The organism is Nocardiopsis alba DSM 43377, assembly GCF_000341225.1.
In the GTDB taxonomy this organism is placed as follows: Bacteria; Actinomycetota; Actinomycetes; order Streptosporangiales; family Streptosporangiaceae; genus Nocardiopsis; species Nocardiopsis alba.
In genome coordinates, this window is record NZ_ANAC01000017.1 from 21703 (window position 1) to 33932 (window position 12230).

General features: G+C 68.4%; 10 protein-coding genes and 3 tRNA genes. 10 read left to right on the forward strand and 3 right to left on the reverse strand.

Going from position 1 to position 12230, the window contains the following annotated elements:
* Nucleotides 1–193: 193 nt before the first annotated feature.
* From cimA to D451_RS0118020, 4 genes are all read left to right on the forward strand, one after another.
* Nucleotides 194–1804: a citramalate synthase gene (gene cimA, locus D451_RS0118005; RefSeq protein ID WP_017535467.1), complete on the forward strand. Its 1611-nt coding sequence runs from the start codon at nucleotides 194–196 to the stop codon at nucleotides 1802–1804.
* A gap of 346 nt (nucleotides 1805–2150) precedes the next feature.
* Nucleotides 2151–3098, forward strand: coding sequence for a carbohydrate ABC transporter permease (locus D451_RS0118010; RefSeq protein WP_017535468.1), 948 nt, complete (start codon nucleotides 2151–2153; stop codon nucleotides 3096–3098).
* A complete protein-coding gene (locus D451_RS0118015) occupies nucleotides 3095–3973 on the forward strand; it encodes a carbohydrate ABC transporter permease (RefSeq protein ID WP_014912483.1) in 879 nt (292 codons plus the stop codon). The genes D451_RS0118010 and D451_RS0118015 overlap by 4 nt, the downstream gene beginning before the upstream one ends.
* 30 nt (nucleotides 3974–4003) lie before the next feature.
* Entirely contained in the window at nucleotides 4004–5404 is a 1401-nt protein-coding gene (locus D451_RS0118020) for an ABC transporter substrate-binding protein (protein ID WP_017535469.1), read from the forward strand.
* A gap of 82 nt (nucleotides 5405–5486) precedes the next feature.
* On the opposite strand, the gene D451_RS0118025 is transcribed toward D451_RS0118020, so the two are convergent.
* Complete coding sequence (locus D451_RS0118025; RefSeq protein ID WP_017535470.1) at nucleotides 5487–6257, reverse strand: DUF3152 domain-containing protein; 771 nt, start codon at nucleotides 6255–6257, stop codon at nucleotides 5487–5489.
* A 242-nt stretch (nucleotides 6258–6499) separates the two neighbouring features.
* Between D451_RS0118025 and D451_RS0118030 the strand changes: the two genes are divergently transcribed.
* The 6 genes from D451_RS0118030 to D451_RS0118055 all read left to right on the forward strand — a co-directional run bounded on the left by D451_RS0118030 (nucleotide 6500) and on the right by D451_RS0118055 (nucleotide 10332).
* A complete protein-coding gene (locus tag D451_RS0118030; RefSeq protein ID WP_014908431.1) occupies nucleotides 6500–7300 on the forward strand; it encodes a fumarylacetoacetate hydrolase family protein in 801 nt (266 codons plus the stop codon).
* A 90-nt stretch (nucleotides 7301–7390) separates the two neighbouring features.
* Entirely contained in the window at nucleotides 7391–8323 is a 933-nt protein-coding gene (locus D451_RS0118035) for a GDSL-type esterase/lipase family protein (protein WP_014910205.1), read from the forward strand.
* 52 nt (nucleotides 8324–8375) lie between these two features.
* Complete coding sequence (gene gltX, locus D451_RS0118040) at nucleotides 8376–9824, forward strand: glutamate--tRNA ligase (protein ID WP_081536516.1); 1449 nt, start codon at nucleotides 8376–8378, stop codon at nucleotides 9822–9824.
* A gap of 133 nt (nucleotides 9825–9957) precedes the next feature.
* Nucleotides 9958–10029, forward strand: a tRNA-Gln gene (locus D451_RS0118045).
* A gap of 51 nt (nucleotides 10030–10080) precedes the next feature.
* Nucleotides 10081–10153, forward strand: a tRNA-Glu gene (locus D451_RS0118050).
* Between the two features lie 103 nt (nucleotides 10154–10256).
* A tRNA-Glu gene (locus D451_RS0118055) sits at nucleotides 10257–10332 on the forward strand.
* Between the two features lie 106 nt (nucleotides 10333–10438).
* On the opposite strand, the gene D451_RS0118060 is transcribed toward D451_RS0118055, so the two are convergent.
* Together D451_RS0118060 and D451_RS0118065 are read right to left on the reverse strand one after the other, a co-directional pair.
* Nucleotides 10439–11416 carry a DUF4073 domain-containing protein gene (locus D451_RS0118060; protein WP_017535471.1) on the reverse strand — a complete coding sequence of 326 codons (978 nt, stop codon included), beginning with the start codon at nucleotides 11414–11416 and terminating at the stop codon, nucleotides 10439–10441.
* 70 nt (nucleotides 11417–11486) lie between these two features.
* Complete coding sequence (locus D451_RS0118065; RefSeq protein WP_017535472.1) at nucleotides 11487–12101, reverse strand: TetR/AcrR family transcriptional regulator; 615 nt, start codon at nucleotides 12099–12101, stop codon at nucleotides 11487–11489.
* Nucleotides 12102–12230: the final 129 nt, after the last annotated feature.

A 12230-nucleotide genomic window follows, 5' to 3' on the forward strand; every position in this document is an offset into this window, starting at 1 on the left:
CGGTGGCCATGTGGCACACTGGCCTCATGCCGTCCCAGGTCGTGATTATTCAGGGGCGCGCCGGCTGACGACTTCCCGCGAACGCGCAGGGAAGGATCCGGACCCTGCCGGCGCGCTGACCTCTCGTGTCCACGAGGGGTCTTTTTTGTTGGCCGGGACCGCCTTAAACCAGACCACTTCGGGAGTTCCACCCATGAGGGACGACAGTTTCCACGTCTTCGACACCACGCTCCGCGACGGGGCCCAGCGCGAGGGGATCAACCTCCGGGTCTCCGACAAACTGGCCATCGCGAAGCTGCTGGACGACTTCGGAGTGGCCTTCATCGAGGGCGGATGGCCGGGGGCCAACCCCAAGGACACCGAGTTCTTCCGGAGGGCTTCACAAGAGCTCGATCTGGAACACGCGCTGCTCACCGCGTTCGGCGCGACCCGCCGTGCCGGTGTGAGGGCCGCCGACGACCCACAGGTGGCCGCCCTGCGCGACAGCGGCGCGTCGGTCGTCACTCTGGTCGCCAAGAGTGACGACCGACACGTCGAACGTGCCCTGCGCACGACCCTCGACGAGAACCTCGCGATGATCGCCGACACCGTCTCCCACCTTCGCGAACACGGCCAACGCGTGTTCGTGGACTGTGAGCACTTCTTCGACGGCTACCGTCACCACCCCGAGTACGCCCTGTCCGTGGTCCGGACGGCGGCCGAGGCCGGGGCGGACGTGGTCGTCCTGTGCGACACCAACGGCGGCATGCTTCCCGCCGACATCACCCGCGTGGTGACCGAGGTGCGCGAGGCCACCGGGGTCCGTCTGGGTATCCACGCCCAGGACGACACCGGCTGCGCCGTCGCCAACACCCTGGCCGCCGTGGACGCCGGCGCCACGCACGTGCAGTGCACCGCCAACGGCTACGGCGAGCGGGTCGGCAACGCCGACCTGTTCTCGGTGGTGGGCGCCCTCGCCCTCAAACGCGGCCGGGAGATCCTTCCCGAGGGCTGCCTGGGGGAGATGACCCGGGTGTCGACCGCGATCGCGGAGATCGTCAACCTGGCCCCCGACACCCACCGGCCCTACGTGGGGGTCTCCGCCTTCGCCCACAAGGCCGGGCTGCACGCCTCCGCCATCAAGGTCGACCCGGACCTGTACCAGCACACCGACCCCGAGCTGGTCGGCAACCGTATGCGCATGCTCGTCTCCGACATGGCCGGGCGCGCGTCGGTGGAGCTCAAGGCCCGCGAGCTGGGTCTGGACCTGGGCGACGACCGGGCGCTGTCCGGACGCGTGGTGGAGCGGATCAAGGGGTTGGAGCTGTCCGGGTACAGTTTCGAGGCGGCCGATGCCTCGTTGGAGCTGCTGCTGAGGGAGGAGCTCGGGGAGTCGGTCCGCTATTTCGAGACCGAGTCGTGGCGGGTGCTGACCGAGCGCCGTCCGACCGCCGGTTCCAGCCCGTTGGCCGGTGAGGACGAGAGCCTGTCCGAGGCGACCGTCAAGCTCCGGGTCAAGGGCGAGCGGGTCATCGCCACGGCCGAGGGCAATGGTCCGGTCAACGCGTTGGACCGGGCCCTGCGCAGCTCGCTGGAGCACGCCTTCACCGCTCTGGGCGGCCTGGAACTGACCGACTACAAGGTCCGCATCCTGGAGGGCGCCTCGGGCACCGACGCGGTCACCCGCATCCTCGTCACGTTCAGCGACGGGGGCGAGGAGTGGACGACGGTGGGCGTGGGGCCCAACGTCGTGGACGCCTCCTGGGTGGCGTTGGAGCAGGCCATCACCTACGGACTGTTGCGACAGGGCTACCCGCGCGACTGAGTCCGAGGGGGTTCGGAAAGTGCATCGGGCGGGTGACAGGAGTGTCACGTTCTCTGTCACCCGTCCGTACATCTCCTGTTTCCCGTGCAGGTCAGAGCTTTGAAACTTACTTACGGGTAAGAAAGACCTGTCCGGCAGGTCATAGCCAGTGTGTCTTGAGCCACTCGATACTGCGAACTTTGAGGAAGTTCCATATGTACGAATGGTGATAGATGCCGGATATAACCGTCGCGCGCCTCGCAGTTGGCGCGCTGTTCGCCCTCCCGCGATCCGCAGGTCACCCTTCCCCTGAAGACTGCGGGTCGTGTCCTCACCCGAGATCCGAACCCGGGGTGGAGGTAAAGGCGTGACCACCGGTCCGGTGATCGAGCGTCGCGTCGCGTCACCGCACTCCTCCAGTACCCGGCACAAACGAGCCCGCCGAGGGAAGGACGCCCTGCTCGCCTGGGGCTTCCTGCTTCCCTCCGCGGTGGTCTTCGCGCTCTTCCTGGTCTATCCGTTGGGGCGCACCGTCTACCTGTCGATGCACGGCAACGACATCATCGGTCGGCCCAGCCGCTTCGTCGGCCTGAGCCACTTCGCCGAGATGGCCACGCCCCAGTTCGGCCAGACCCTGATGACCACGGTGCTCTTCACCGTCGGTGTGGTCGTTCCCGGGGTCGCCGGAGCTCTCGTGATCGTTCTCCTCCTGGAGGGCGTCATCAAGGGGCAACGGTTCCTGCGCGGCGCCTTCGCGCTGCCGTTCGCCTTCTCCGTGGCCAGCGCCTCGGTGATCTTCTCCGTGTTCTACAGCCCCGGCAACAGCGTGCTCAACGGCATCCTGTACCGGCTGGGAATGGACCAGGTCCCCTGGCTGACCTCCCAGGAGATGGCCCTGTGGTCCGTCTGCATCACCACGGTGTGGATGAACCTCGGCTACGGGGTGCTGGTGCTCGCCGCCGGCATCGGCTCCATCCCCAAGGAGGTCAACGAGGCGGCCCGCATCGACGGAGCCACCGGGCCGCGCCTGGCCTGGGACGTCACCATCCCGATGCTCGGCCCCCAGCTCTTCTTCCTGATCGTCATCTCCACGATCAACGCCCTACAGAGCTTCGGCCAGATCCACATCCTCACCGCGGGGGGACCGGTCGGATCCACGACCACCCTCGTCTACTCGATCTTCCAGGACGCCTTCGCGTACGGAACCAGCGACTTCGGTCGGGCCAGCGCCCAGGCGCTCGTCCTGCTGCTGGTGGTCCTGGTGTGCACCATGGTCCAGTTCGGTGTCATCGAACGGAAGGTGCACTACTCATGACGCTCACCGCAGAGGGCAAGGGCACCGTCGAGAAGGTGTCGCGGCCCCGACCCACCCTCGGGCACGTCGCCGGTCGCGTCCTGCTGTACCTGATGCTGGCCCTGCTCCTGGTCCCCGTACTGTTCCCCGTCTACTACGTGTTCGTGGGAACGTTCATGGAGCCCCGGGAACTGGCGACCTTCCCGTCCAGACTGTTGCCCACCGGCTTCGACACCGGCAACATCGAGGGCGCGCTCAAGGCGGTCCCCCTGGCGCGCATGTACTGGAACTCGCTGGTCATGGCGGGCATCATCACCGTCAGCCAGCTGTGCACCTCGGCCCTGGCCGCGTACGCGTTCGTGTTCCTGCGCTTCCGAGGCAGCGCGGTGATCTTCGCGCTCTTCCTGTCCACCCTCATGGTCCCGGCCGAGGCGACCTTCATCCCCAACTACCTCACCATCACCGGATGGGGCCTGGGCAACAGCTACGCCGGACTGGTCATGCCGTTCCTGGCCTACGCCTTCGGCACCTTCCTCCTGCGGCAGAGCTTCAAGCAGTTCCCCCGCGAGCTGTACGACGCCGCCCGGATGGACGGCATGGGCCATCTCCGGTTCCTCTGGACCATCCTGCTCCCTCTGAGCAGACCCGCTCTGACCGCGGTCGGCATGTACGTGTTCATCACCAGCTGGAACATGTACTTCTGGCCGCTGATCATCACCCGCAGCACCGAGATGCAGACCCTCCAGATCGGCCTCAACAGCCTCAAGACGGGCGAGGCCGCCAACCCCGGACTCCTTCTGGCAGGGGCCGCGCTGTCGGTCATCCCCACACTCGTCCTCGTGATCTTCGGGCAGCGCTTCATCGTCCGAGGACTCACCGCGGGCGCGGTCAAGTAGGTCTTGGAGTACTTAGTGGAGACGAAAGAGATGACAACCACCTTCCGCCGTAGAGGCATCAAGGCCGCGGCCCTGATCGCGAGCCTGGGCCTGTTCCTCAGCGCCTGTTCGAGTGAGGACGGCGGGGCCGGCGACGCCGATCTCAGCGCGCCCGGTCCCGAGGTCCTGGACGACCTCGACGAAGCGGTGGAGATCGAGTTCTGGCACAGCATGGACGCCACCAACGGCCAGGTGCTGGACGGCCTGATCGAGGACTTCAACTCCCAGAACGAGGGCCGCGTGCACGTCACCGGTTCCTTCCAGGGGGACTACGACGAGGCCCTGGCCGGACACCGCGCCGCCATCCAGCAGGGCGACACCGCCGAGCTCATCATGATCTACGACCTGGGCACCCAGTTCATGATCGACTCGGGCCAGACGGTCCCCGCCCAGTCCTTCATCGACGCCGACGACTACGACACCGCCCCCATCGAGGAGGCGCTGCTCAACTACTTCACCGTCGGCGGTGAGCTGCGTTCCTTCCCCTTCAACAACTCCACCCCGTTGATGTACATCAACCGGGACGCCTTCGAGGAGGCCGGCCTCGACCCGGACTCCCCGCCCACGGACCTCGCCGAGATCCGCGAGGCCGCGGAGAAGCTGACCGTCACCGACGACGACGGCACGGTCGTGCAGTACGGCTTCGGCGCCGCCGTGTACGGCTGGTTCGTCGAGCAGTTCATGGCCCGCGCCGCCGCCCCCTACTGCGACAACTCCAACGGCCGTGACGGCCGCGCCACCGAGGTGCTCTTCGACGATCCCAAGATCGTCGAGCTCGTCGAGTGGTGGGACCAGATGATCGAGGACGACCTCGCCGTCCAGATCGGCCGTAACACCGACGACGGCCAGGCCGCCTTCACCTCCGGTCGCGCCGCCATGACCCTGGAGTCCACCGGCTCCCTGGGCGGCTTCATCGAGCAGTCCGACTTCGAGGTCGGCGCCGGCTACTTCCCGCTGATCGAGTCCGGTGACCCGGGCGGCTCCATCATCGGCGGCGCCTCCCTGTGGATCAACGGCGTGGGCCACAGCCCCGAGGAGATCCGCGGCTCCTGGGAGTTCGTGCAGTACCTGCTCACCTCCGAGGCCCAGTCCACCTGGCACGCGGGCACCGGCTACCTCGCGGTCAACACCGAGGGCTACGAGGGCGCCGAGGCGCAGGAGCGCGCCGAGGAGTTCCCGCAGTTCTCCGTGGCCGCGAGCCAGCTCGCCGACTCCGAGATCAACGAGAACACGGCCGGCTGCATGATGGGCGTCATGTCCGAGGCCCGGGTCGCCGCGGAGGAGGGCTGGGAGACCGCCCTGACCAGTGACACCTCCGCCGAGGACGCGATGGCCGCCGCCGCCGACGGCGTGGCGCGCACCATCGAGGAGTACAACGCCTCGGTCGAGTAACACGTGAGGGGCGGGTCCGACCACCGCCCGAACGAAGAGGGCGCACCCCCGCCGGGGGTGCGCCCTCGATGTTCCGAAGGGATCACTCGGCGTCGGGGTCGACCCAGCCGTTCGCCTCGCAACCCTGGAGCCCCAGGGTCTGCTGCTGCATGACCGGGGCGATCTCACCCTCGCCGGGACAGTTCACGTGACCGTGGCCCAGGGTGTGGCCGACCTCGTGGTTGATCAGATAGATCCGGTAGGTCTCCAGGTCATCGTCGAAGTGCTCCACGCCCGAGACCCAGCGGTTCTGGTTGATGATGGCGCGGTTGCCGTTGGCGCACGAGACGAACCCGTTGGTGTTCAAGGGGGCGCACAGACGGTCCACCGTCTCCGGGGCGGCCAGCAGGACGCGGATGTCGGCGTCGTCGCCGTCCACGCGCTGCAACGAGCGCGCGCCGCTCTCACCCCAGCTGCGCGGGTCCCCCAGGATCTCCTCGACCGCGTCGGAGAAGTCGGCCTTCTTACCGGGCAGCCCCTTCTCGAACTCCACGGCGAAGGTGGTCAGCGGGCCCTCGCCCATGACCTCGCTCTCGCCCTTCATCACCGAGAACTCGCCGTCGGCGCTGTCGACCTCCTTCTCGACGGAGCGCAACAGCACCGGAAGGTCCTCGTCCGAGGGGGAGGCGCTCGGGTCGTTCTCGGCGGAGGTGGAGGGGGCGGGGCGGGCGCTCTCGTCCAGGCTCCCGTCGCCGAACGGCCCCTCGGCCGAGGTCTCCTCGGTGTGGTCCGTGCCGGTGTCCGGAGGGGGCACGCTCACCATCAACACGGCGGAGGCCCCCGAGACCAGGCACAGGCCGAGAGCCAGACCCATGGGGTACCTGCGACGCCTACGGTGCTTGGCGCGGGGACTGCGAGTGGGCACGGGGCTTGAACCTCTCGATGATGGTCGTGACCGCGGCCTCCGGGTGCTTGCTCCCGGGAGTTTCGGACAACGAAACCCAGCATGCCAGAGTTCCCCGCCCGCGCGGAGCAGACCTGCGGACACGGTGGTGGTCCCGACCCCGTTACGCTTCGAACGGACAGTGAGAGCAGAGGGCTGCTGGGAGGAATCAGGTGCGTATCGCACGTTTCGCGGCCGGCGACGAGGTCGGTTTCGGTCTGGTCGAGACGGACACGGACAGCGGAGAGGACTTCATCGCACGACTGAGCGGTCACCCTCTCCTCGGGGACATCAAACTCACCGGTGAGCGTGCCGCGCTCGCCGACGTGCGGCTGTTGTCGCCGGTGCTGCCGACCAAGGTCGTGTGCATCGGCAAGAACTACGCGGAACACGTCGCGGAGATGAAGGAGATCACAGGGGAGAGCACCGAGGAGCCGGTGGTCTTCCTCAAGCCCTCCACGGCGGTCTCCGGACCGAACGACCCCATCTTTCACCCGTCGGTCTCCGAGAGGGTCGACTTCGAGGGCGAGATGGCCATCGTCATCTCCCGGCCCTGCCGGGAGGTGCCGCGCGAGCGGGTCAAGGACGTGATCTTCGGATACACGGTGGCCAACGACGTCACCGCGCGCGACCTTCAGAAGAAGGACAAGCAGTGGACCCGGGCCAAGGGCTTCGACTCCTTCTGCCCGATCGGCCCGTGGATCACCACGGGGTTGAGCATCGAGGAGGCGCAGGACCTGGAGGTCACCACCACGGTGGACGGCGAGACGCGCCAGAACGGGCGTACGTCACAGTTCATCCACGACATTCCGGGCATCATCTCCTACGTCAGCTCGTTCATGACGCTCCTCCCGGGTGATGTGGTCCTGACCGGCACCCCCGCCGGGGTCGGACCCGTCTCCATCGGCCAGGAGGTGTCCGTCACCGTCCAGGGGCTGGGCACCATCAGCAACCGGGTGGTCGCCCGGGACTGACCCCGAACACGCCGTGCGCGGGCCTCGTGCCCGCGTACGGCCCACCCCTCGGGGCCGCACTCCGGTCCCGACCGAACGGAAGGTCGAGACTTGGCCACCGGACGTCGCCGTATCCGCCCCCTGGTCCTGACCGGGGCCCTCACCCTGGTCCTGGCCGTGGTGGGGGCCGGTCTCTGGCTGATCAATCGCCCCTCGTCCCTCTCGGAGGAGGACACCGAGGCCGCGCCCTGGGAGGGGAGGGGCCAGGTGCGGTTGATGCTCGCCGGGGACTCGATGACCCACGGGGCCGACGGCGACCGGACCTGGCGCTACCACCTGTGGAACCACCTGGAACCGCATGTGGAGGGGCTGGACTTCGTGGGTCCCTTCAGCGCCCCCGCCACCCCCGAACAGATCGTTCCGCCGGAGCTGTTCGGGAACGAGCCGACCCCGGGGGCCCCGGAGGGCGACCCCGAGGGCGTGGAGTACCTGGACCCCGACTTCGACCAGGACCACAACGCCCGTTGGGGACGCACCCTGGCCGACGCGTCCACCACGATCACCCGGGACGTCGCCGTGTACCGACCGGACGTGTTGTGCGTCATGATCGGCATCAACGACCTGTTGCACCCCATCACCGCCGAGGAGATGGAGGGGCGCCTGCGCGCCTACGTGGCCGGTGCCCGGTCGGCCTCCCCGAAGATCAGGATCCTCTTCGCCGAGGCCCCGCCCACCGTCATCGCCGACCAGGACCAGGGGTTCGCCCTGCGTCTGTACGTCTACAACGAACTGGTGCGCGAACTCTCGGCCGAACTGTCCACCCCCGAGTCCCCGGTGGTCTCCTTCGACCTGGCCGGCGCCGAGAAGTGGGACGTGGAGACCGACACCTACGACGGGACCCACCCCGACGACTCCGGGGAGATCAAGATCGCGGCGGGGTTCGCCGACGCCCTGTCCCGTGAGTTCGGCCTGGGCCCGGGGTACCCGCGCCCCCTGCCGATCGCTCCGGCGGAGGCCGGTGGCGAGGGCACGGCCGCACCCTGAGGAGGCGACGACTTCCCACAGGTCATCTCGGGCCACCGATACCCTGGGGACCGTGACTGAGACTCCGATTCGTACCCGCTTCGCCCCGTCCCCCACGGGCATGTTCCACGTCGGTGGCGCCCGCTCCGCGCTCTTCAACTGGGCTCTGGCCCAGCAGCGGCCCGACGGCCGCATGGTGCTGCGCATCGAGGACACCGACGCCGCACGCAACCGCCCTGAGTGGACCGAGGGCATCATCCGCGCGATGTCCTGGATCGGCATCGACGAGAACGACCCGCACTTCGAGGGCCCCTACTTCCAGTCGGCCTACGCCGAGAAACACCGTGAGACCGCGCAGGAGTTGTACCGCTCCGGTCGCGCCTACTACTGCGACTGCACCCGTGAGCAGGTGCAGGAGCGGCGGGACAACCCCAACCTGGGCTACGACGGTTTCTGCCGTGACCGCGGCCTGGAGCCGGGCCCGGGCCGGGCGCTGCGCTTCCGGGTGCCCGAGGGCGGCCCGACGGTGGTCGACGACCAGATCCGCGGACGCGTGGAGTTCGACCACTCCGCGATCGAGGACTTCGTGATCGCGCGGGCCGACGGCTCCCCGCTCTTCGTCCTGGCCAACGTGGTCGACGACGTCGAGATGCGTATCACGCACGTCATCCGCGGCGAGGAGCACCTGTCCAACACCCCCAAGCAGCAGCTGCTGTGGGAGGCGCTGGACCTGACCCCGCCGGTGTGGGCGCACCTGCCCGTCATCGTCAACGAGCAGCGCAAGAAGCTGTCCAAGCGTCGGGACAAGGTCGCCCTGGAGTCCTACCAGGAGGAGGGCTACCTGGCCGAGGCGATGGTCAACTACCTGATGCTGCTGGGCTGGGCCCCCGGGGACGACCGCGAGATCATGCCGTGGTCGGAGATGATGCCGCTGTTCCGCATCCAGGACGTCAACAGCTCCAGCGCCTTCTTCGACGAGAAGAAGCTCCGTTCCTTCAACGGCGAGTACATCCGTGAGCTCTCCGTCGAGGACTTCATCGAGCGCTGCGCCCCGTGGCTCACCGGTGAGAACACCCCCTGGGCCCCCGAGGACTACGACCCGGAGGTCTTCGCCGCCGTCGCCCCCCTCGCGCAGAGCCGGGTGGCCGTTCTCAGCGAGATCGTCCCCAACGTGGACTTCCTGTTCCTGTCGGAGCCGGTCGAGGACGAGAAGAGCTGGAAGAAGGCGATGAAGCCGGGTGTGGGCAAGGAGATGGTCGAGGCCTCCCTGGCACGCTTCGCCGACCCCGACCTGTCCTGGACCGCCGAGGCCCTCAAGACCGCCACCGAGGAGACCGGCGCCTCCCTCGGCCTGAAGCTGGGCAAGGCCCAGGCTCCGGTGCGGGTGGCCGTGACCGGGCGGACCGTGGGCCTTCCGTTGTTCGAATCCCTGGAGCTTCTGGGCCGCGAGCGCGTCCAGGCGCGGCTGGAGGCCGCTCTGGAGAGGCTGCGGGCCGAGGAGAAGGACGCCCAGGAGGGTTGACCGGCGCGGGGTGGTCGGGCCCACAGTCCGACCGCCCCGATTCCGGTTCGCGAGCACTCCGAATGTCCGCTAGAGTTGAACACGTCGCCGAGGGGGACAGGGAAGCGAAAGCGACCGGGTCCCTCGAGAACACTGGCCTATGGTGTAATCGGCAGCACGACTGATTCTGGTTCAGTTAGTCTAGGTTCGAGTCCTGGTAGGCCAGCGCGTGATCACGGTTCTCCGTGGTCGGCACGGGTCTCGCGACCCGATGTGCGCCCCCGTCGTCTAGTGGCCTAGGACGCCGCCCTCTCAAGGCGGTAACGGCGGTTCGAATCCGCTCGGGGGTACTGGAGAGAGCGGCTCTCACATGGTGAGAGCCTTCTTTCTGGCCGATGCTCGCCATCGGTGTCCGGTTCGAGTGGGTATGACCATCCACGAGAACCACGTCCGGCCCCCGTCGTCTAGTGGCCTAGGACGCCGCCCTCTCAAGGCGGTAACGGCGGTTCGAATCCGCTCGGGGGTACCAACAGGCTCCATCCACCAGGGTGGGGCCTTCGGTGTTTCCAAGGGTGCGCGGAACCCCGGAAGACCCCGGCCCGGCCGGACGACCGGGCCGTCCGGCCGAGCGCCGATCAGGCGTTCGGAGCCTCGATCTCCAGGGAACGGATCACCGTCCCCGCCTTCAGATCACGGGCGTGCACGGTCACCGCTCCGTCGGCGGCCACCTCGATCCGCAGCCCCTGGGCGGCGGAACCGTCGATCGCCCGCTCGCCTCCCCTGCCGTCCGGCCCGAACAGGGTCTGGACGAAGCCCGTGTTGACGACGGTGAAACCGCGCGGATCCCCGCCGGAGACCACCTTGCGCGTGGCCCAGTCGTCGCGCTCCAACGACCAGTGCGTGTGACCGGACAGGAACACCACTCCCGAGCGCGAGCCGAGGACCTCCAACAGTTCCGTCTCGTCGACGAAGTCCCGGTCGTAGAAGCGGGCCGAGTCGTCCCCGGTCGTGCCCGAGACGCTGTCCGGGAGCACGTGGTGGCCGAACACGAACACCGGTCGTCCGTTCCGCGCGTGCTCGGACAGGCGGCCGTCCAACCAGGAGAGCTGCTCCGCGCCGAGGGTGACGAACGGGCCGCTCGTTCCGGCGATCGGTTCGGTGGTGCCGATGGTGAGCAGGGGGACGTCGCCGACCAGGGTCTCGGTGTACACGTCGGCCATGCCCGTGTACCCCAGGAAACGGTCGACCTGAGCGTCGAAGGGGGCGTCGTTGTACTGCTCGTGGTTGCCGATCGTGCTGATCACCCGCTCGGGGTGGGGGTGGGAGTCGAGCACCTCCCGGTAGGCCTCGTACTCCGACACGTGGCCGTTGGCGACCAGATCGCCGTTGACCACCAGGGCGTCGGCGGTGCCCAGGGAGTCCAGATGGTTCAGGACGTGGGAGAAGTCGGCCAGGTCCCCTTGGACGTCGGAGAGCACGTCCAGTGTGGTGACCCCTTCCCCGGCCGAGGCGGTGCCGGCCGGCAGGAAGGCGAGCCCGGCGGCGGCCGCCGCGCTCCCGGTGAGGGTCGTGAGGAAGCCGCGTCGGTCGAAGGAGGCGGGAGGTCCGGACATGGGCGGGCCCTTCTGTGAGGGGGCGGACGAACCGCCACCGTAGAAGGGCCCGGTGGCCTCGGGGTGTACCTCACGTGACCACTCGGCTCACGTGGGCGACGAGCCGGTCCAGCTCCTCTCGGGGGCCTCCGGAGGCGGCCACCACCGCCACCAACTGGTCCAGTAGCCAGTCGGCCAGCTCGTCCCGTGTCATGTCGTGCGTGCGCAGCCAGAGCATGACGGCGGTCTCCACCATCGACACCCAACAGCGCAGCCCGAGGAGCAGCCGGGGTGAGGGCGCGTCGATCCCCGCCCGATCCAGGATGAGCTCGCGCACCCCTCGACGGACCCGGTCGATCTCGGCCTCCGTCTCCTCGGTCGCCACCGTGGAGCCGCCGTTCAGCAGGGCGGTGTAGGAGGGGGCGTAGGCGGCGGCGAAATCGATGAAGGAATGCAGCGCCGTTCGGACCTGCTCCAGCGGAGGCGCCCCCTCCGGAGGCCGCAACTCCTCCAGCAGCTCCGTCATCGCCCGCTCCAGTGCCGCCCGCCGCAGCTCCGCCATGTTGGGGAAGTAGCGGTAGACCAGTGCTCGGGAGACGTCGGCCTCCTCGGCGATCTCCTCCGGGGTGACCTCGGCCGGAGGGCGCCGCGCGAACACGAGCAGCGCCGTCCGGATCAGATCGTCGCGACGTTGATGTGGCGCCATGCGGCGTGGCCGCCGTCCGGGCCCCGGTCTGCCGACCGGGGCCGCCGAACCCGTCACCCGCGCCTGGTGACGGTCGGTTCCTGGGGACACCACCGTCGGTCGCCACCTCCCGAGAAAGCCGATTCGATG